The following is a 20,960-nucleotide window of genomic DNA, read 5'->3' as shown; positions in this document are numbered from 1 at the left end:
TCACTATCGCGTTCGGCAAGGGTGCATCATGCGGCGGAGACTGACAAGGCGACTCGGTGGACTATTCCTCATTACGGCACTATTCGGCTCTATTCCGGCCCATTCCGCCGAAACGGGGCCCGCGCTCAGCGGGGATGAGCCGGCGCGTTACCTGGCGGAAATCAAACGGCTCTACCTGACCGACGACGAGCGCAAGGCGCTCCTCGCGCACTGCAACGACCTGCTGCAGACCTACGCCTTGCGGGCGGGCTACCAGGTCGGCCAGCCCGGTCGCCAGGACCTGCTGTACCGTCTCAGCCTCGGCGCGCCCGGCGAGCTGATGGTGCGCGAGGAGTCCAGGGCGGCGGAGGGCGGCCAGGTGGCGGTGCGCAATACGCGACTGTCGGTATTCGGCGTCGATCCCTTCATTCGCTACGACTGCCCGCACAACGGTGTTTCCTGCGTGCTGCTCAACCCCGCCGACGGCAGCCCCTGGCTGACCATCCTTCGCGATCATAATGGCGCCGCCGAGCTGGCCAAGGCGCTGTCGTTCCTGATCCGCAACGTGCAGAAGGGCTGACCGAGCCGGCCGCCTCATCGATTGGGCGGCCAGTGTCCTTCAACGGTATGGAATCGGGCTTCGGAACGGAGCCGTGCACCGCCTGCGGATGACGCAGCGGCGGGTCTATTCTTTATAGACGAATGTCGCTGCCGAAAAGGGGCGCATCATGCTGGACGTCAATCCCGATACCGTTTGCAGACTTATCGCGCTGGCCCGCGCGTTCCATGCCAAGGACGTCGTGGTCTTTCCCCAGGAACCGACCAGCCCCAGTGACGACTGGGCGTTGCAGGTGCTCGCCGACCATGCGGATGACGAGGTCTTCCAGGAGTTCAAGTCGATCATCGAGGATCTGGAGCCGGACCAGCAGCAACAAGTCGTGGCGTTGCTGTGGCTGGGGCGAGGCGACGGTGACCTCGAGGACTGGACGGCGCTCCTGCAGGAGGCGCGCGAGAGCTGGAATACCCGAACGGCCGAATACCTCATCGCCCATCCGTACCTCGCGGAGCATCTGACGGATGCCCTCGATTTGCAGGGGTATGAGTGCGAATGATCCGCATGTCATTCAAAAAAAGCCCCGCCAAGTGGCGGGGCCGAGGAACGAGCGTGGCGTGCTCGAATTCGATACCGGGCAACCCTTGGGTTGCCCGGTGCGTTACAGCAGCAGCGTGCGGATGTCCGCCAGCAGTTCGCTCAGGCGCTTGGTGAAGCGCGCCGCGGCGGCGCCGTTGATCACGCGGTGGTCGTAGGACAGCGACAGCGGCAGCATCAGGCGCGGCTGGAAGACCTTGCCGTCCCATACCGGCTGCATCGTCGCCTTGGACACACCGAGGATCGCCACTTCCGGCGCGTTGACGATCGGCGTGAAGCCGGTGCCGCCAATATGGCCGAGGCTGGAAATGGTGAAGCAGGCGCCCTGCATGGCATCGGCGGAGAGCTTCTTGGTGCGGGCCTTCTCGGCCAGCTCCGCGGCCTCGCCGGCCAGTTGCAACAGGCTCTTCTGGTCGACGTCGCGGATCACCGGGACCAGTAGGCCGTCCGGGGTGTCCACGGCGAAGCCGATGTGCACGTACTTCTTACGGATCACGGCCTTGCCGCTGGGAGCCAGGGAACTGTTGAAGTCCGGCAGCTCCTTGAGCAGGTGTGCGCAGGCCTTGAGCAGCAGCGGCAGGACGGTCAGCTTCACGCCGGCCTTTTCCGCCGCGGCCTTCTGGGCAACGCGGAAGGCTTCCAGCTCGGTGATGTCGGCCGAGTCGAACTGAGTCACATGCGGCACGTTGAGCCAGCTGCGGTGCAGGTTGGCGGCGCCGACCTGCATCAGGCGGGTCATCGCCACTTCTTCCACTTCGCCGAACTTGCTGAAGTCGACTTCCGGGATCGGCGGGATGCCGGCGCCGCCGGTCGCGCCGGCCGGCGCTTCCTTGGCCTTCTGCATCATCGCCTTCACGTAGGCTTGCACATCTTCCTTGAGGATGCGGCCCTTGGGCCCGGTGCCGGTGACTTCGGCCAGGTTGACGCCGAACTCGCGGGCGGTCATGCGCACGGCGGGGCCGGCATGGACCTTGGCGCCGTCACGGCTGGGCGCGCCGACCGGTTGCGGTGCTTCGGCCTTGGCGGACGGTGCGGCTGCCGGCACAGCGGACGGCTTGGCGGCTTCCGCTGCCTGGGCCGGGGCGGCGGCAGGCTTGGATTCGGCCTTGGCCGCCGGGGCGGCGCCGGCTACGCGCAGGGTCAGGATCGGGTCGCCGGTACCGACTTCGTCGTCCAGCTTGACCGACAGGCTCTCCACCACGCCGGCCTGCGGGCAGGGGATTTCCATGCTCGCCTTGTCCGATTCCAGGGTGATCAGCGACTGGTCGGCGGCGACGCTATCGCCCACCTTGACCAACACTTCGATGACCTTGGCCTTGCCCGCCGAACCGATGTCCGGCACGCGGATTTCCTGGCTGCTCTCGGCACCTGCGCTGGCTTCGGAGGCTGCGGCCGGAGTCGGCGCCTCGGCCTCGTCGACGGCTTGGGCTGGCTTCGGCGTCTCGGCAGCGGGGGCCGGTGCTTCGGCCGCGGCAGCGCCGCCTTCGCTTTCCAGTTCGAGCAGTTCGTCGCCTTCCTTCAGGCGGTCGCCCAGCTTCACTTTCAGGGCCTTGATCACGCCGCCCTTGGGCGCCGGGATTTCCATGCTGGCCTTGTCCGATTCCAGGGTCAGCAGGCTCTGGTCAGCCTCGATGCGATCGCCGACCTTGACCAGGATCTCGATGACCTCGCCTTCGCCACTGCCGATATCGGGTACGCGGATAATCTCACTCACGATGCGTCTCCTCAGCAGTCCAGGGGATTGCGTTTTTCGGGGTCGATGCCGAACTTGGCGATGGCCTCGGCCACCACTTTCGGCTCGATGTCGCCACGGTCGGCCAGGGCCTCGAGGGCGGCCAGCACGACCCAGTGACGATCCACCTCGAAGAAGTGACGCAGCTTCTTGCGGGTGTCGCTGCGGCCGAAGCCGTCGGTGCCGAGCACCTTGTATTCCTTGCTCGGGACCCACTGGCGGATCTGGTCGGCGAACAATTTCATGTAGTCGGTAGAGGCCACGACCGGACCCTTGCGGCCGTTCAGGCACTGCTCGACATAGGTCTTGCGCGGCTTCTGGCCAGGGTGCAGGCGGTTCCAGCGCTCGATGGCCAGGCCATCGCGGCGCAGTTCGTTGAAGCTGGTGACGCTCCATACGTCGGCGCCGACGTTGAACTCCTCGCGGAGAATCTTCGCCGCTTCGCGCACTTCGCGCAGGATGGTGCCGGAGCCCAGCAGTTGCACGTGGTGCGCGGCTTCGCGCTTGTCTTCCTCGAGCAGGTACATGCCCTTGATGATGCCTTCCTCGGCGCCCTGCGGCAGGGCCGGCTGGGCGTAGGCCTCGTTCATCACGGTGATGTAGTAGAAGACGTTCTGCTGCTCTTCCGTCATCTGGCGGATGCCTTCGCGGATGATCACCGCCAGCTCGTAGCCATAGGTCGGGTCGTAGCTGCGGCAGTTCGGGATGGTTGCCGCCATCAGGTGGCTGTGACCGTCCTCGTGCTGCAGACCTTCGCCATTCAGCGTGGTGCGGCCGGCGGTGCCGCCGACCAAGAAGCCGCGTGCCTGGCTGTCGCCGGCAGCCCAGGCCAGGTCGCCGATACGCTGGAAGCCGAACATCGAATAGAAGATGTAGAACGGCAGCATCGGCTGGTTGTGGTTGCTGTAGGCGGTCGCCGCGGCGATCCAACTGGACATGGCGCCGGCTTCGTTGATGCCTTCCTCGAGGATCTGGCCTTTCTTGTCCTCGCGGTAGAACATCACCTGGTCTTTGTCCACCGGCTCGTAGAGCTGGCCGACCGAGGAGTAGATGCCGAGCTGGCGGAACATGCCTTCCATGCCGAAGGTACGTGCTTCGTCCGGGATGATCGGGACGATGCGGCTGCCCAGTTCCTTGTCCTTGACCAGTTGCGACAGGATGCGCACGAAGGCCATGGTGGTGGAGATTTCACGATCGCCGGAGCCATCGAGGATGGCCTTGAGGGTATCCAGCGGCGGCGTCGGGATGCTGAAGCTCTTGGTCCGGCGCTGCGGCACGAAACCGCCGAGGGCGGCACGGCGCTCGCGCAGGTACTTGGCTTCGGGGCTGCCTTCTTCCGGCTTGAAGAACGGCAGTTTTTCCAGGTCTTCGTCCTTGATCGGGATATCGAAGCGATCGCGGAATTTCTTCAGGCTGTCGACGTCGACCTTCTTGGTGTTGTGCGCGGTGTTCTTCGCTTCGCCGGCACCGGTACCGTAGCCCTTGATGGTCTTGGCCAGGATGACGGTCGGCTGGCCCTTGTGGTTGACCGCCTGGTGGTAGGCCGCATAGACCTTGTAAGGGTCATGGCCGCCACGATTGAGCTTGAAGATTTCCTCGTCGGAGAGGTCCTTGACCATCTCCAGCAGCTCCGGACGCGCACCGAAGAAGTGCTGACGCACGAAGGCGCCATCCTTCGCCTTGTAGTTCTGGTATTCGCCGTCGACCACTTCGTCCATGCGGGCCTGCAGCAGGCCGGCTTCGTCCTTGGCGAACAGCGGGTCCCAGAAACGGCCCCAGATGACCTTGTTGACGTTCCAGTTGGCGCCGCGGAACACGCCTTCGAGTTCCTGGATGATTTTGCCGTTGCCGCGCACCGGGCCGTCCAGGCGTTGCAGGTTGCAGTTGACCACGAAGATCAGGTTGTCCAGCTTCTCGCGGCCGGCCAGGGCAATGGCGCCCAGGGACTCCGGCTCGTCGGTCTCGCCGTCGCCGAGGAAGCACCAGACCTTCTGCTTGCCGGCGGGGATGAAGCCGCGGTCTTCCAGGTACTTCATGAAGCGGGCCTGGTAGATCGCCTGGATCGGGCCGAGACCCATGGAAACGGTGGGGAACTGCCAGAAGTCCGGCATCAGCCAGGGGTGCGGGTAGGACGAGAGGCCCTTGCCGTCCACTTCCTGGCGGAAGTTGTTCAGTTGGTCTTCGCTGATGCGGCCTTCGAGGAAGGCGCGGGCATAGACACCGGGGGAGGCGTGACCCTGGAAGTAAATCAGGTCGCCGCCGTGTTCGTCGGTCGGGGCCTGGAAGAAGTAGTTGAAGCCGATGTCGTACAGGGTCGCGCTGGAGGCGAAGGTGGAGATGTGTCCACCCAGGTCCGGGTCCTGCAGGTTGGCGCGCATCACCATGGCCAGTGCGTTCCAGCGCACCAGCGAGCGGATGCGCCGCTCCATGAACAGGTCGCCCGGCATGCGCGCTTCGTGGGTTACCGGGATGGTGTTGCGGTAAGGCGTAGTGATCGCATAGGGCAGCTGGGTGCCGCTGCGAGTGGCCAGTTCACCCATCCGGGTCATCAGATAATGGGCGCGGGATTCACCTTCGCGGTCGAGAACGGACTCCAGGGCGTCCAGCCATTCCTGGGTTTCGATTGGATCGAGGTCTTGCATGGCTTGCTCCAGGGCGGAAAGGCTTCCAGAATCGGTAGCCAGTGTTCGCTGGCACCTTTTGGGTGCAGCGGCTAATTCTTGGATTAACCGGGGGTAGGACCGGCCGCGTGTAGTTTTACTACAAATTGACGGCCGTTTCAGCAGTCCGGACACATTCATCAGTAGTAAAACTACAATCGGGGCGGCAGAAGCCGCGAAAAAATGTGGCTGGCCCACCGTTTTGCGCCCCGAAAGGATAGACCATGAGCCTGCCTTCGCCGGTCGATCTGCCGGCCTCCCTGCTGCCCCTCGCCGATCGTGTCGAGCGTTCCTTCCAGACTGCGATCGAGGCGCTCGGCGCCGAAGCCGCCGGGTACTTCTCCGCCTGGCCAGAGGCGCGGCGACAGGATTTTCGCCGCGTCTGCGCGAACAGCGAATTCGTTGCCGAACAGGCCATGCGCGACCCGGAAATGCTGCTGGCATTGGCCGAGTCGGGGGAATTGGAGCGTTCGCTGAACTCCGGCGAGCTGCGTCAGCAACTGGTCGAGGCCCTCGACGGCTGCGTCGACGAAAACGAGCTGGCGCGCCGCCTGCGCCGCTACCGGACCCGCCAGCAGGTACGCATCATCTGGCGCGACATCACCCGTCGGGCCGATCTCAAGGAAACCTGCCGCGATCTCAGCGATCTCGCCGATGCCGGCATCGACCTGGCTTATCGCTGGCTTTACGACCAACTCAGTGCACAGTCGGGAGTACCGACCGGCGCCCGCTCCGGCACGCCGCAGCACATGGTCATCCTCGGCATGGGCAAGCTGGGGGCGGTGGAGCTGAACCTGTCTTCGGACATCGACCTGATTTTCGCCTATCCGGAAGGCGGCGAGACGGTCGGTGCCAAGCGTGCGCTGGACAATCAAGAGTTCTTCACCCGGCTCGGCCAGCGGCTGATCAAGGCGCTGGACGCCATCACCCTGGATGGCTTCGTCTTCCGCGTCGATATGCGTCTGCGTCCTTACGGTTCGTCCGGCGCCCTGGTGCTCAGCTTCAGCGCCCTGGAGCAGTACTACCAGGACCAAGGTCGCGACTGGGAGCGCTACGCCATGATCAAGGCGCGGGTAGTGGGTGGCGACCAGGTGGCCGGCAAGCAGTTGCTGGAGCTGCTGCGTCCGTTCGTCTATCGGCGCTACCTGGATTTCTCCGCCATCGAGGCGCTGCGCAATATGAAGCAGCTGATCCAGCAGGAAGTGCGGCGCAAGGGCATGGCGGAGAATATCAAGCTGGGCTCCGGCGGCATTCGCGAAGTGGAGTTCATTGCCCAGGCGTTCCAACTGATCCATGGCGGGCGCGACCTGAGCCTGCAGCAGCGCCCCCTGCTCAAGGTGCTGGCGACCCTGGAGGGGCAGGGCTACCTGCCGCCGGCGGTGGTCGCCGAACTGCGCGACGGCTACGAATTCCTCCGCTATACCGAGCACGCCTTGCAGGCCATCGCCGACCGGCAGACGCAAATGTTGCCGGACAGCGACCTCGACCGCGCGCGGGTGGCCTGCATCCTCGGCTTCCCGGACTGGATGAGCTTTCTCGAACGGCTGGCATTCTGGCGGGGCCGGGTCGACTGGCACTTCCGTCAGGTGATCGCTGACCCCGATGAAGAGGAAGGCGCACCGAGCGAAAGTTCTCCGGGCAGCGAATGGCTGCCGCTGTGGGAAGAAGCCCTGGACGAAGAATCCGCCTGCCGCCAATTGAGTGAGGCGGGCTTCGCCGACGCGCCGGCGGCCTGGAAGCGCCTCGCCGGGTTGCGCAACGGTCCGCAGGTGCGGGCCATGCAGCGCCTGGGGCGCGAGCGGTTGGATGCCTTCATTCCGCGCCTGCTGACCATGGCGGTGGAGCACGGCGAGCCCGATCTGGTGCTGGAACGGGTGCTGCCGCTCGTTGAGGCGGTGGCGCGGCGTTCGGCTTATCTGGTGCTGCTCAGCGAGAACCCTGGCGCCCTGGAACGTCTGCTCATGCTGTGCGCGGCAAGCCCGTGGATCGCCGAGCAGATTACGCGCTTTCCTTTATTGCTCGATGAATTGCTCAACGAAGGACGGCTCTACAGCCCGCCGCAGGCGCCGGAGCTGGTCGCCGAGCTGAGCGAGCGGCTGATGCGTATCCCCGAGGACGACCTCGAACAGCAGATGGAGGCGCTGCGGCACTTCAAGCTGGCCCATGGGCTGCGAGTGGCGGCGTCGGAAATCGCCGGGACCCTGCCGCTGATGAAGGTCAGCGACTACCTGACCTGGCTGGCCGAAGCGATTCTCGAACAGGTGCTGGCGCTGGCCTGGCGGCAGAGCGTGGCCAAGTACGGCACGCCGCGCCGGCCGGATGGCAGCCTGTGCGACCCGGATTTCATCATCGTTGGCTATGGCAAAGTCGGCGGGATCGAGCTGGGGCATGGCTCCGACCTGGACCTCGTGTTCATCCACGACGGCGATCCGCAGGCCGAGACCGACGGCCCCAAACCCATCGATGGTGCCCAGTTCTTCACCCGCCTGGGGCAGCGAATCATCCACCTGCTGACGACCCAGACTCCGTCCGGGCAGCTCTATGAGGTCGACATGCGCCTGCGACCAAGTGGCGCAGCGGGGTTGCTGGTCAGCTCGCTGGGCGCCTTCCAGCGCTACCAGGAGAACGAGGCCTGGACCTGGGAACACCAAGCCCTGGTGCGCGCCCGTGTGCTGGTTGGTTGCCGGCGGGTCGGGGCTGCGTTCGAGCAGGTTCGCGCCGTTGTGCTCGGCCGGCCGCGCGAGCTGGAGGCTCTGCGCACCGAAGTCAGCGAGATGCGCGCCAAGATGCGCGACAACCTGGGCAGTCGGGAAACGGCTGGCGGCACCTCGGCAGAGGCTTTCGAAGCCTCGGCTCTGTTCGATCTGAAGCAGGACGCCGGTGGTATCGTCGATATCGAATTTATGGTGCAATACGCGGCCCTGGCCTGGTCGCACCGGCATCCGGAGCTGCTGCGCTACACCGACAACATCCGCATCCTCGACGGCCTCGGCGAAGCCGGCCTGTTGCCCGGCGCGGATGTCCAGCTCCTGCAGGAGGCCTACAAGGCCTACCGTTCGGCGGCCCACCGACAGGCGCTGCAGAAACAGCCGGGCGTGGTAAGCGGGGACCAGTTCCAGGCCGAGCGCCGCGAAGTGCTGCGCATCTGGCGGGAACTGGGACTCGGTTAGAATTCAGGCTGCATGAATCGAATTTTTTGAGGAGCTGGCAACTATGTCGATGGCCGATCGTGATGGCGTGATCTGGTATGACGGCGAACTGGTGCCGTGGCGCAACGCCACCACCCACGTGCTGACCCATACCCTGCACTATGGCATGGGCGTGTTCGAGGGCGTGCGTGCCTACAACACTCCGCAGGGCACGGCGATCTTCCGTCTGCAGGCGCACACCGACCGGCTGTTCGATTCCGCCCACATCATGGGCATGAAGATTCCCTTCTCCAAGGACCAGATCAACGAGGCGCAGCGCGCTGCCGTCCGCGAGAACAACCTGGAAAGCGCCTACCTGCGCCCGATGGTGTTCTACGGATCGGAAGGCATGGGGCTGCGCGCCACCGGCCTGAAGGTCCATGTGATCGTCGCCGCCTGGAACTGGGGCGCCTACATGGGCGACGAAGCCCTGCAGGTCGGCATCAAGGCGCGCACCAGTTCTTTCACCCGTCACCACGTGAACATCTCCATGACCCGCGCCAAGGCCAACGGTCACTACATCAACTCCATGCTGGCGCTGCAGGAGGCCCTGTCCGCCGGCGCCGACGAAGCGCTGCTGCTGGACCCGGAAGGCTATGTGGCCGAGGGCTCCGGCGAGAACGTATTCATCGTCAAGGACGGTGTGGTCTACACCCCGGAAGTCACCGCCTGCCTGAACGGCATCACCCGTAACACGGTGCTGCGTCTGGCCGACGAGCTGGGCATCAAGCTGGTCGAGAAGCGCATCACTCGCGACGAGGTGTACATCGCCGACGAGGCGTTCTTCACCGGTACCGCCGCCGAAGTGACCCCGATCCGTGAAGTCGACGGCCGCCAGATCGGTGCCGGCCGCCGTGGCCCGGTGACCGAGAAGCTGCAGAAGGCCTACTTCGACTTGGTGACCGGCCAGACCTCCGCCCACGCCGAGTGGCGCACCCTGGTCAAATAAGCCGTAAGCCACTGGCCGCAAGCTGCAAGCGCTTTGATGCCCTTGCGGCTTGTAGCTCGAGGTTCGCCGCTTGAAGCTGCCCTTATGAAGATACTAATCATCGGTCCCAGTTGGGTCGGCGACATGGTGATGGCGCAGACGCTGTTCACCTGCCTGAAACAGCGCCATCCCGACTGTGAGATCGACGTGCTCGCCCCCGAGTGGAGCCGGCCGATCCTCGAGCGCATGCCCGAAGTGCGTGAGGCGCTGAGTTTCCCGCTCGGCCATGGCGTGCTGGACGTGGCGACCCGTCGCTCGCTCGGCCAGTCGCTGCGCGGCCGTTACGATCAGGCGATCCTCCTGCCCAATTCGCTGAAGTCGGCGCTGGTGCCGTTCTTCGCCGGCATTCCCAAACGCACCGGCTGGCGCGGAGAGATGCGTTTCGGCCTGCTCAACGACATCCGCAAGCTGGACAAGGCGCGCTATCCGCTGATGATCGAGCGCTTCATGGCGCTGGCCTACGAGCCGGGCGCCGAGCTGCCCAAGCCGTATCCGCGGCCGGCGCTGCGCATCGATCCGACCAGCCGCGACGCGGCGCTGGCCAAGTTCGGTCAGACCCTGGACCGTCCGGTGTTGGCCCTCTGCCCGGGCGCCGAGTTCGGCGAGGCCAAGCGCTGGCCGGTGGAGCACTACGCCAAGGTCGCCGAAGTGAAGATCCGCGCCGGCTGGCAGGTTTGGCTGTTCGGCTCGAAGAACGACCGAGCGGTGGGCGAGGAAATCCGTGCCCGGCTGATTCCCGGTCTGCGCGAAGAGGCGATCAACCTCGCCGGCGATACCACCCTCGCCGAGGCTATCGACCTGATGTCCTGCGCCTCGGCGGTAGTGTCCAACGATTCCGGCCTGATGCATGTGGCCGCCGCGCTGAACCGCCCGCTGGTAGCCGTCTACGGCTCTACGTCGCCGCAGTTCACGCCGCCGCTGGCCGAACAGGTGGAAGTCGTCCGCCTGGGCCTGGATTGCAGCCCCTGTTTCGACCGCACCTGCCGTTTCGGTCATTACAACTGCCTGCGCGAGCTGAGGCCGCGGGCGGTGATCGATGCGCTGGACCGCCTGGTGGGCGACCCTGCCGAACCCATTGAGGTCGAGTAAGTGCGGGTATTGCTGATCAAGACGTCCTCCTTGGGCGATGTCATTCATACCTTGCCGGCGCTGACCGACGCTGCGCGAGCGATCCCCGGCATCCAGTTCGACTGGGTGGTGGAGGAGGGTTTCGCCGAGATTCCCGCCTGGCACCCGGCAGTGGCACGGGTGATTCCGGTGGCGATCCGCCGCTGGCGCAAGAACCTCTGGCAAACCCTGCGCAACGGCGAGTGGCGGCGTTTCAAGCAGCGCCTGCGCGAGACGAAATACGATCTGGTGATCGACGCCCAGGGCCTGCTGAAGAGCGCCTGGCTGACCCGTTACGTCAAGGCCCCGGTGGCTGGGCTCGACCGCGAGTCCGCCCGCGAGCCGCTGGCCTGCCGTTTCTATGATCGGACCTATCGGGTGCCGCGCGAACAGCATGCCCTGGAGCGGGTGCGCCAGTTGTTCGCCCAGGCGCTGGACTACCCGCTGCCGGACGGTATCGGCGATTACGGTCTGGACCGGACGCAACTGGCCGATCCGTCGGCGCAACCCTATCTGCTGTTCCTGCATGGCACCACCTGGCCGAGCAAGCACTGGCCGGAAGCCAATTGGCGCCAGTTGGCCGAGCGCATGAGCGAACTCGGGTGGGCGATCCGCCTCCCATGGGGTAACGACACTGAAAAGACGCGTGCCGAGCGCATCGTCGCCGGTTTGGACAACGCCGCCGTGCTGCCTCGTCTCAACCTCGCCGGGGTAGCCAAGGTCATCGCCGGGGCGCGGGCCTGCGTGGCGGTGGATACCGGTCTCGGTCATCTGGCGGCGGCGCTGGACGTGCCGACGCTATCGCTCTACGGCCCGACCCGGCCCGAGCGGGTGGGTGCCTACGGCCGTTCTCAGGTTCATCTGTGCGCCAGCGGTCCGCACGCCGGTAGCGGCGATCGCCACAAGCCTTGCTTCGATGACCTGCCTGCGGAGCGTGTCGCCACCGAGCTGGAAGCCTTGCTGTTGAGCGAGGCGCCGTGAGGGTGCAGGGTTTATCAAGTGCTGCTAGGTTGCTCGCTGAAATGCCCTTGATCGGGCAGCGGCGTGCGCGACGCCAATCGACGGACCTGCGCAGCGGGGCGGTCTCATGCAATTAGCTTTCATCCTCTATAAGTACTTTCCGTTCGGCGGCCTGCAGCGCGATTTCATGCGCATTGCCCTGGAGTGCCAGCGGCGCGGCCACGCCATCCGCGTCTACACCATGATCTGGGAAGGCGATGTGCCGGACGGTTTCGAGGTACGGGTGGCGCCGGTGAAGGCGCTGTTCAACCACCGGCGCAATGAGAAATTCACCGCCTGGGTGCAGGCTGACCTGGCGCAGCGGCCGGTGGGTCGGGTGATTGGCTTCAACAAGATGCCGGGGCTGGACGTCTACTACGCCGCCGATCCCTGTTTCGAGGAAAAGGCACAAACCCTGCGCAACCCGCTGTATCGCAAGTGGGGGCGCTACAAGCATTTCGCCGACTACGAGCGGGCGGTGTTCGCGCCGGAGGCCAGGACCGAAATCCTGATGATCTCCGAGGTGCAGCAGCCGTTGTTCATCAAGCACTACCACACGCCCCGGCAACGCTTCCACCTGCTGCCACCGGGCATCGCCCAGGACCGCCGGGCACCGCCGAATGCGGCGGAAATCCGTGTCGAGTTCCGTCGAGAATTCGAACTGGGCGACGACCAGCTCCTGCTGGTGCAGATCGGTTCCGGCTTCAAGACCAAGGGCCTGGACCGCACGCTGAAGGCGGTCGCGTCCCTGCCGCGCGAGCTGAAGAAACGCACCCGGCTGATCGTCATCGGCCAGGACGATCCCAAACCCTTCCAGCTGCAGGTCAAGGCGTTGGGGATTTCCGATCAGGTGCGCATCCTCAAGGGGCGCAGCGATATCCCGCGTTTCCTGCTGGGAGCCGATCTGCTGATTCATCCGGCCTACAACGAGAACACTGGCACCGTGCTCTTGGAGGCCCTGGTTGCCGGGCTGCCGGTGCTGGTTACCGATATCTGCGGTTATGCCCATTACATCGCCGAGGCCGATTGCGGCCGGGTGGTGCCGAGCCCGTTCGAGCAGGAGCGCCTCAACCGCATGCTCGCCGACATGCTGGCCGACGCGCGCCAGCGGGCGTTCTGGCACCGCAACGGCCTGGCCTACGCCGACGAGGCCGACCTCTACAGCATGCCGCAACGAGCGGCCGATGTGATCCTGGCGGAGCGCCCATGAAGTTGATGCTGGCCGAGCCGTTCAAGAGCCTCTGGGCCGGACGCGACCCCTTCGTCGAAGTGGAGCGTCTCGAGGGGCAGGTCTATCGCGAGCTGGAAGGCCGCCGGACCCTGCGCACCGAAGTCGCCGGTCGCGGTTATTTCGTCAAGATTCACCGGGGCATCGGTTGGGGCGAGATCGCCAAGAACCTGCTCAGCGCCAAGCTGCCCGTGCTCGGTGCCGGACAGGAGTGGGCAGCGATCCGGCGGTTGGAGCAGATCGGCGTGCCGACTATGACGGCGGTGGCCTACGGCGAGCGTGGCAGCAACCCCGCCGCGCAGCACTCGTTCATCGTTACCGAGGAGCTGGCGCCGACTATCAGCCTGGAGGATTACTGCCGCGACTGGCCGAGCCGTCCGCCGGAGCCACGCCTGAAATGGGCGCTGATCGCCGAGATGGCGCGGATGGTCGGTACCATGCACCGCGCGGGAGTGAACCATCGCGACTGCTATATCTGCCATTTCCTGTTGCACACCGATAAACCGGTGCGTGCCGATGACTTCCGGATTTCCGTGATCGATCTGCACCGCGCCCAGACCCGTGCCGCCACGCCGCGTCGCTGGCGCGACAAGGATCTGGCCGCGCTGTACTACTCGGCGCTGGAGATCGGCCTGACCCGCCGCGACAAGCTGCGTTTCCTGGCCGGCTACTTTCAGCGCCCGCCGCGGCATATCCTCGCCGAAGAGGCCCCCTTGCTGGCGCGGCTGGAACGCAAGGCCGCCAAGCTGTACGCGCGTAAGCAACGTTACGGGGATGCGCTTTGATGGCGGGTTGGAATCTCGACCCGGCCTATGCCGGGCTGGCCAAGGATTTCGGTAGTCTCGACGCGGTGTTCGCCCTGACGGGAGAGCGGCTGACCAAGGATCCTCTCTCGGAAGTGATCCGCATCGAGCGCGACGGCGTGCGCTACTACGTCAAGCGCTACTGGGGTGCCGGAAAGGGATTGCGCCGCTATCTTGGCCGTCCGCGGGTGAAAGCCGAATGGCAGAACCTGCAATGTTTCCGCAAATGGGGCGTGCCTACCGCCCCCATCGTTGCCTGGGGCTTGGAGCGGAAGCTGGGTGCTTTCGTGCGAGGGGCGCTGATCACCCGTGAGCTGGGTGGCACCGAAGACCTCGCACTGCTCGCCAAGCGGCGCGATCCCCGTCTGGCCGAGCCCCGTTGGGTCGACGGCATCAGCCGGCAACTGGCGCGGGCTACTCGGACGCTGCATGACCACCACTTCGCCCACAACGACCTGAAGTGGCGCAACCTCCTGGTCAACGAAGAGGGTGAGTTGTTTCTCATCGACTGCCCGACCGGCGCTTTCTGGCGGGGGCCTCTGCTGCACCACCGGGTCATCAAGGACCTCGCCTGCTTGGATAAAGTCGCCAAGTACCAGCTATCGCGCACCCAGCGCCTTCGTTTCTACCTGCAATACCGTGGTCGCGAGCGCCTGAGCGTCTGCGATAAACGCCGTATCGCACGCATCCTGGCTTTTTTCGAGGGGCGGGAATGAAGGACGAGGATTTCATCGCCGAGGAAGATCGCGCGCAGCTGCGCGTCAATGGCCTGGATGATTTCGATGCCCTCTGGCAATTGCGGCTGGAGGCGGTGGATACGCCAAATACCGAGCGCGGCGGCTGGAGCAGCGTGTTCCGCCTGGAGCTCGACGGTGCCGCTTACTACCTCAAGCGGCAGAACAACCATCTCACCCGAAACTTGGCGCATCCCTTCGGCGAGCCGACCTTCGCCCGCGAGTTCCGCAATATCCGGCGGTACCGGGAGCTGGGCATCCCCGCCCTGCAGGCCGCATTCTTCGGCATGCGCCGGGTGCCCGGCGAGCAGCGGGCGATCCTTCTGACCCGCGCGCTCGACGACTGGCGCGACCTGGACGGCTGGCTTGCCACCTGGACTACCCTCGACACGGAACGACGCACGGCAATCCTGCATGCCTGTGGCGGATTGGCCAGGCGCCTGCACGAAGCGGGGCAAATCCACGGCTGCTTCTACCCCAAGCACATTTTCCTGCGCGAACGCGACGGGGTGTTCGAGGCTTGCCTGATCGATCTCGAAAAGACCCGTCCGATCCTGTTCGGCCAGCGTGACCGGATCAAGGATCTGGAGCCGCTGGTGCGCCGTTCGAATGCCTGGAGCGAAGCGGATGTGCAGGAGTTCCTGACGGCCTATCTGCCGGACCGGCAGGCTGTGGATGGCTGGAGCCAGCGTTTGTCGAAGCGACAGCGGCAGAAGGAGGCACGTCGATGAAACTGCATGAACTCTCCCGTGCCGGGCGGACACCGGCGCTGCCGTTCAGCGTCGAGCTGGCCGATGCCGCCGGGATGGCGACCTTGAGCATGGAGCGGTTGCTGCGGGTCCTGCCGGGCCAGCGTTATGTCGGCGTCGGCGCATGGCGTGGACGGAAGGTGCTGGCCAAGTTGCTGGTCGGCGACCGGGCGGCGCGGCACTTTCAGCGCGAGCTGAACGGCGCGCGTTTGCTGGCCGAGCAACAACTGACCACGCCGCTGCTGCTGGTCGACGGCTTGGCCGAAGGTGAGGGCGGCTGGCTGTTGTTCGATTACCTTGAGGGCGCCGAAAGCCTGTGGGATGCCTGGCGCTCGTTGGAAGGTGAGTCGCCGTTGTCCGAGGCCCAGACAGCGGTACTCGGCGAAGCCCTGGCGGCCATCGCCGGTCTGCATGCCAAGGGGCTCTGGCAGGCCGACCTGCATTTGGACAACCTGCTGCGTCACAACGGTCAGTTGTATCTGATCGATGGCGGCGCGGTGCAGGCGGAAACTCCGGGCCAGCCGTTGTCGCGGGCGCGGGTGCTGGAAAATCTCGGCGTGTTCTTCGCCCAGCTGCCGGCCAGCCTGGAGCCATTCACCGAGGAGCTGCTGGTCTACTACCTGCTCGCCAATGGCGAACATGCCCTGCCGCTGGAGGCATTGCTCAAGGAAGTGGCCAAGGTGCGGCGTTGGCGCCTGCGCGACTACCTGGGCAAGATTGCCCGCGATTGCAGCCTGTTCAGCACTAGGATCGGTGCGTTCGGCCTGCGTGTGGTCCGGCGCGACGTCGCGGCGACCCTGGATCCTCTGCTGGATGACCCCGATGCGGCGATCGTCCAGGGACCTCTCTACAAGAACGGCGGCACCGCCACGGTAGCAGGCGCGGAGCGGGATGGCCGGAAGCTGGTCATCAAGCGCTACAACATCAAGGGGGTCGGCCATTGGCTGAAGCGCTTCTGGCGTCCGAGCCGTGCCTGGCACAGTTGGGTTGAGGGCAACCGCCTGGATTTCCTCGGCATTTCCACGCCAAAACCCCTGGCGGTGATCGAGAATCGCTGGTGCTGGTTACGTGGCCGCGCCTGGCTGATTACCGAATATGCCGCCGGGCAAGATATAATCGCGCGTTTTCAGCCGTACCTGACCGGTTCGCCGCCGGAAGAAGAGCTGTTGGCGCTGGATCGCCTGTTCGCCGCCTTGCTGCGCGAACGCATCAGCCACGGCGATTTGAAGGGGCACAACCTGTTCTGGGACAACGGTCGCTGGCTGCTGATCGATCTCGACGCCGTGCGGCAGCATCGCAGCCTGGCACGTTTCGCCCGTGCCTATGCCAGGGACCGCGCCCGTTTTCTGCGCAACTGGCCGGCCGACTCGGCGCTGTATCGGTTGCTGGACCAACGTTTACCGCAGGCGCCTGACGCCCGCACCGAAGACTAAGAGGCTTTACCTGTGGCATTGACGATTCTCGGCCTTTCCGGCGCGCTGAGCCATGATCCTTCCGCCGCCCTGTACATCGACGGCAAGCTGATCGCCGCCGCCGAAGAAGAGCGCTTCGTGCGCGACAAGCACGCGAAGAATCGCATGCCTTACGAATCGGCCAAGTTCTGCCTGGAACAAGCCGGTATCAAACCGTCCGATGTCGACGTGGTGGCGATTCCCTTCGCCCCCATCAGCATCTTCGAGAAAGCACGCTGGCATTACGCCAAGCGCTACTGGTACGCCCCGGACCGCGCCCTCGATGCGATCCTCATGGGCAACCGCCGCTATTACCGCTACAAGAAACGCATCCAGTGGTGCCTGCAGCAGCTTGGTTTCGATCTGAAGAAGATCAAGATCCAGCCGGTCGAGCACCACCTGGCGCATGCCTCCAGCGCCTATCATTGCTCCGGCTTCACCGAGAAGACCGCGATCATGGGCATCGACGGCAAGGGTGAGTACGCCACCACCTTCTTCGGTTGGGGCGAGAACGGCAGGATTCACAAGATCAAGGAATTCTACGACCCGGATTCCCTCGGCGGCCTGTACGGCGCGATCACCGAGTACCTCGGCTTCGAGATGCTCGACGGCGAATTCAAGGTGATGGGCATGGCGCCTTACGGCGATGCGGCCAAGTACGATTTCTCCCGCCTGGCGACATTCGAGAACGGCGAGCTGATCATCAACACCGATTACGCCAACGTCATCGGCTTCCGCCGTTACAAGGAAAAGGGCAAGGGCTATTACTTCTCGCCCAAGCTGATCGAGTGGCTGGGACCCAAGCGCGAAGGCGACATCGCCGATGACCCCTACATCCATTACGCCGCCAGCATGCAGGCGCTGTTCGAAAAGCTGGCACTGGAGATGATGGACTACTACCTGGGCGACATCATCCGGGAAACCGGTCGCATCGCCTTCGCCGGCGGCTGTGCGCTCAACGTCAAGCTGAACCAGAAGATCATCGCCCGCCCGGAAGTGAAGGAGCTGTTCGTCCAGCCCGCTTCTGGCGACGCCGGCACCTCGGTCGGCGCGGCGGCTTATGTCTCGCACCAGCGCGGCGTACCGGTGGAGAAGATGGAACACGTCTATCTCGGCCCGTCCTACAGCAACGAAGACATCATTGCAGCCTGCGCCCGCCATCCCAACGCGCCGGCGTGGAAGAAGATCGACGACGTCGAGAAGCGCATCGCCAAAGTCATGGTCGACGGTAACCCGGTGGCCTGGTTCCAAGGCCGCATGGAATTCGGCCCGCGTGCCCTCGGCGGCCGTTCCATCATCGGCTGCCCCAGCGTGCCGGGCGTGGCCGACCGGATCAACGAGCAGATCAAGTTCCGCGAGCGCTGGAGACCCTTCTGCCCGTCGATGCTCGATACCGTGGCGCCGAAAATGCTCAAGGTGGACCATCCGAGCCCGTTCATGACCTTTACCTTCGAAGTGAACGAAGAGTGGAAAGAGCGTGTCGGAGAGGTCGTCCACGAGGACGGTACCTCCCGTGCCCAGGTGCTCGAACGCGAGTACAACCCACGCTGGTACGATCTCATGGTCGAGCTGGAGAAGCTGACGGGCAACGGTGTGTCGCTCAACACTTCACTGAACCGCCGTGGCGAGCCGATGGTCTGCTCTCCCACCGATGCCCTGAACATGTTCTACGGCTCCGACCTTCGCTATCTGATCATGGAAAACATCCTGGTCGTCAAAGAGGGTATGGACTGGTATGACTCGGTCAGCTGAGCCCCGTGTTCTGCAGTTTTGCCACGGCTATGACGGGCCGTTCCTCGACTGTGCCCGTCAATACGCCAGTCTGTTCGAGGGTAGCGGCTACCGGGTGACCACGGTGTTCCTCACCGGGGCGCCCGATCCGGACGTGGCTGCCGGCTGCGCATCCGACGAGGTGCTGTTTCTCGACTACAGCTCGAAGGAAGTACGCGGCCTCAAGCTCGGCGCGATCCGCGATTTGCGCGAGATAGCCCGTTCGCGAGACTTCCGCTTCTGCATCGCGCATCGTTTCAAGCCGCTGTATATCGCTGCGCTGGCCACCCATCTGCCGATCATCGGCGTGCACCATGCTTTCGGTGTATACAAGCGCTTGCCTCGTCGACTGTTCGCCAGATTGTTCCGCAAGCGCCTGACGCTGCTCGGCGTGTCCAATGCCGTGCGCGACGACATCCGCCAATGCCTGCCCGACTGGCCGGTCGAGCGTATCGAAACGCTGTACAACCGCGTCGATGTTGCGGCGCTGCGTGCGCAGCAGGTCGACCGGGCAACGGCCCGCCAGCAGCTTCGTCTGCCGGAGGATGCCTGGATCGTCGGTAATGTCGGCCGCCTGCACCCGGATAAGGACCAGGCCACGCTGCTCCGCGGTTTCGCTGCGGCTTTGCCCAAGTTGCCGGAGAACGCCAGGCTGGCGATTCTCGGCAGCGGCCGTCTGGAAGACGAACTGAAGGACTTGGCGCGTGAACTGGGCATCGCCCAGCAGGTGCTGTTCCTCGGCCAGGTGCCGGAGGCGCGGCGCTATTTCAAGGCGTTCGATATCTTTGCCCTGAGTTCCGACCACGAACCCTTCGGCATGGTCCTGCTGGAAGCCATGGCGGCCGGCGTACCGCTGATCGCCACGGCCTGTGGCGGCGCCCGGGAAGTGGTGGAAGGGCTGGGCATCCTCTTCCCGCTGGGCGACGACATGGCGCTGGCGGAGGGCCTGGGCCACCTCAGTGCTCTGGACCCCAGACAGCGTCGGGCCTGCGTCGCGGCGATGGATGCGCGCTTGCAGGAGCACTTCTCCGATGGGGCGGTACGTCGCCAATTCTGGAAATTGCCCCTCCCTTCGTCGTTCAACGAAGCGAAGTGATGGGCAGTACGCATGGGGCCGCAGTGGACGGAAGCACAGGGATGAGTTCGATGGAAGGAGCCTGGAAGGGCAAGGCCAGGGCGCTGGACCGTTATCGCTGGCGCCTCCTGCGCGAACGCCACAGCTTGCTCGGCGCGGCCCTGCGCTACGGTCGCGACGCGCTGGTCGACCTGATGTTCGGCGTGCAGGCCCGGTCGCGTATACTGGCTGCATCCCCTTCCGCTACTCCCTGCGATTTTCTCTTGCTACAAGCCTCGCCCAAGGTCATCGCTCTTCGACGGAAGAAGCTGCTGATCGGGGCGCTGCGTCAGCGTGGCCATCGGCTGGAGGAAGTAGCGATCGAGGCGCCGCGCGAGGTCCTGCGCCAAGCCTTGTTGGCCCGGCCACCGGAGAAGGTGCCGCTCCGTTACCTCGGCTATGCCGCGCATGCCCAGTGGCTGGTGGAGCGCTATCAGCCGCGTATTCTGCTGAATGACCGCAACGGTAGCCTGCATTCGCCGTTCCTGCGGCTGGCGCTGAATGCGCGGGGGAGCCGGCTAGTGCACCTGGCCCATGCGACCACCGTGGAAGGGTCGCGCAAGCTGGGCATGAACGACTACGACTATTACCTGATTTTCGGCCAGAGCTCCTTCGATGCCCTGGCTCAGCGCTCCCTGCGTTTCGGAAGCTGCAAGGTCGTCCTGGCCGGCTCGCACATGATCGACGATGCCTACGATCTACCGCCGGCGGCCCCCCAGTGGCGCGCTCTGCTGGTGCTCGGCGTCGGTCCTGACAAAGAGAAGGAAGCCGGTTATCAGCGCACCTATGCGCTGCTCGGCGAGTGGGCCCGGTGCCATCCCGAGTACCGGATTCTGGTGAAGCGGCACCCGCGCAGCCAGGTGCCGTTCTGGCAGCAATTGAGCGAAAACCTTCCGAACTTGCAGGTATTGCCGGCGGACTGTTCGCTGTCCGATGCCTTGGCGCAGGCCTCGGTGGTCGCGAACCTGATGTCCAACGCGGTGATCGAGGCGGCGTTGGCGGGACGCCCAGTGGTGCCGGTCAACCTCAGTGACGACCGGGACATCTTTTCCCAGCCGCGTTTTTTCGGTGAGACCGTGACCACCGCCGACGAGTTGGAAGCGCGCCTGCAGGACATCGAGCAGCATTATGACGATTACGTGCGGCGCTCCCGTGAGTTCGTCGAATTCCATCTGGCCCACGGCTCCAAAGGGTTCGAGAACAGTGTGCGGATTCTGGAAACGCTCCTTCGGACGGGTGCGCTGGATGCGTCGGTGGCGGACGTCCGTGAGCTGCCGGGCAACTGCCGGTAGGGAACAGCGATGCGCT

16 protein-coding genes are annotated in these 20,960 nt (G+C 64.8%); 14 read left to right on the top strand and 2 right to left on the bottom strand.

Annotated elements, in window-relative coordinates:
• Positions 1 to 28: 28 nt before the first annotated feature.
• A complete protein-coding gene (locus BZL41_RS14960; protein WP_095600028.1) occupies positions 29 to 559 on the top strand; it encodes a hypothetical protein in 531 nt (176 codons plus the stop codon).
• A 148-nt stretch (positions 560 to 707) separates the two neighbouring features.
• A complete protein-coding gene (locus BZL41_RS14955; protein ID WP_095600027.1) occupies positions 708 to 1,091 on the top strand; it encodes a DUF3775 domain-containing protein in 384 nt (127 codons plus the stop codon).
• A gap of 102 nt (positions 1,092 to 1,193) precedes the next feature.
• Here BZL41_RS14955 and aceF read toward each other — a convergent pair whose 3' ends face one another.
• Entirely contained in the window at positions 1,194 to 2,843 is a 1,650-nt protein-coding gene (gene aceF, locus BZL41_RS14950; protein ID WP_095600026.1) for a dihydrolipoyllysine-residue acetyltransferase, read from the bottom strand.
• Positions 2,844 to 2,854: 11 nt separating this feature from the next.
• Positions 2,855 to 5,503, bottom strand: coding sequence for a pyruvate dehydrogenase (acetyl-transferring), homodimeric type (gene aceE, locus BZL41_RS14945; protein WP_095600025.1), 2,649 nt, complete (start codon positions 5,501 to 5,503; stop codon positions 2,855 to 2,857).
• A 242-nt stretch (positions 5,504 to 5,745) separates the two neighbouring features.
• On the opposite strand from aceE, the gene glnE reads away from it, so the two are divergent.
• From glnE to BZL41_RS14885, 12 genes are all read left to right on the top strand, one after another.
• Positions 5,746 to 8,691, top strand: coding sequence for a bifunctional [glutamate--ammonia ligase]-adenylyl-L-tyrosine phosphorylase/[glutamate--ammonia-ligase] adenylyltransferase (glnE, locus tag BZL41_RS14940; RefSeq protein WP_095600024.1), 2,946 nt, complete (start codon positions 5,746 to 5,748; stop codon positions 8,689 to 8,691).
• 43 nt (positions 8,692 to 8,734) lie between these two features.
• The gene (locus BZL41_RS14935; RefSeq protein ID WP_095600023.1) at positions 8,735 to 9,658 is read left to right on the top strand and encodes a branched-chain amino acid transaminase; all 924 of its coding nucleotides are present in this window, start codon (positions 8,735 to 8,737) and stop codon (positions 9,656 to 9,658) included.
• Positions 9,659 to 9,742: 84 nt separating this feature from the next.
• Positions 9,743 to 10,786, top strand: coding sequence for a lipopolysaccharide heptosyltransferase II (gene waaF / locus BZL41_RS14930; RefSeq protein WP_095600022.1), 1,044 nt, complete (start codon positions 9,743 to 9,745; stop codon positions 10,784 to 10,786).
• Positions 10,787 to 11,785, top strand: coding sequence for a lipopolysaccharide heptosyltransferase I (gene waaC, locus BZL41_RS14925; protein ID WP_095600021.1), 999 nt, complete (start codon positions 10,787 to 10,789; stop codon positions 11,783 to 11,785). It abuts the gene before it with no gap.
• Positions 11,786 to 11,891: 106 nt separating this feature from the next.
• Positions 11,892 to 13,013 (top strand): glycosyltransferase family 4 protein, encoded by a 1,122-nt coding sequence (locus tag BZL41_RS14920; protein ID WP_095600020.1) that lies wholly within the window; start codon positions 11,892 to 11,894, stop codon positions 13,011 to 13,013.
• Positions 13,010 to 13,816 (top strand): lipopolysaccharide core heptose(I) kinase RfaP, encoded by an 807-nt coding sequence (gene rfaP / locus BZL41_RS14915; RefSeq protein ID WP_095600019.1) that lies wholly within the window; start codon positions 13,010 to 13,012, stop codon positions 13,814 to 13,816. The genes BZL41_RS14920 and rfaP overlap by 4 nt, the downstream gene beginning before the upstream one ends.
• Complete coding sequence (locus BZL41_RS14910; protein WP_095600018.1) at positions 13,816 to 14,550, top strand: lipopolysaccharide kinase InaA family protein; 735 nt, start codon at positions 13,816 to 13,818, stop codon at positions 14,548 to 14,550. The genes rfaP and BZL41_RS14910 overlap by 1 nt, the downstream gene beginning before the upstream one ends.
• Positions 14,547 to 15,299 carry a lipopolysaccharide kinase InaA family protein gene (locus tag BZL41_RS14905; protein ID WP_095600017.1) on the top strand — a complete coding sequence of 251 codons (753 nt, stop codon included), beginning with the start codon at positions 14,547 to 14,549 and terminating at the stop codon, positions 15,297 to 15,299. Before BZL41_RS14910 ends, BZL41_RS14905 begins: the two co-directional genes overlap by 4 nt.
• Entirely contained in the window at positions 15,296 to 16,750 is a 1,455-nt protein-coding gene (locus tag BZL41_RS14900; RefSeq protein WP_095600016.1) for a lipopolysaccharide kinase InaA family protein, read from the top strand. Before BZL41_RS14905 ends, BZL41_RS14900 begins: the two co-directional genes overlap by 4 nt.
• A 12-nt stretch (positions 16,751 to 16,762) precedes the next feature.
• On the top strand, positions 16,763 to 18,520 hold the full coding sequence (locus BZL41_RS14895; RefSeq protein ID WP_095600015.1) for a carbamoyltransferase: 1,758 nt from the start codon (positions 16,763 to 16,765) through the stop codon (positions 18,518 to 18,520).
• The gene (locus BZL41_RS14890; RefSeq protein ID WP_095600014.1) at positions 18,504 to 19,634 is read left to right on the top strand and encodes a glycosyltransferase; all 1,131 of its coding nucleotides are present in this window, start codon (positions 18,504 to 18,506) and stop codon (positions 19,632 to 19,634) included. Before BZL41_RS14895 ends, BZL41_RS14890 begins: the two co-directional genes overlap by 17 nt.
• 50 nt (positions 19,635 to 19,684) lie before the next feature.
• Complete coding sequence (locus tag BZL41_RS14885; RefSeq protein ID WP_256578162.1) at positions 19,685 to 20,944, top strand: capsule biosynthesis protein; 1,260 nt, start codon at positions 19,685 to 19,687, stop codon at positions 20,942 to 20,944.
• Positions 20,945 to 20,960: the final 16 nt, after the last annotated feature.

This window comes from Pseudomonas sp. PIC25 (genome assembly GCF_002286785.1).
Taxonomy (GTDB): Bacteria; Pseudomonadota; Gammaproteobacteria; order Pseudomonadales; family Pseudomonadaceae; genus Pseudomonas_M.
The sequence above is the reverse complement of the archived record's forward strand: the minus strand, read 5'-3'. Positions and strand labels throughout refer to the sequence as shown.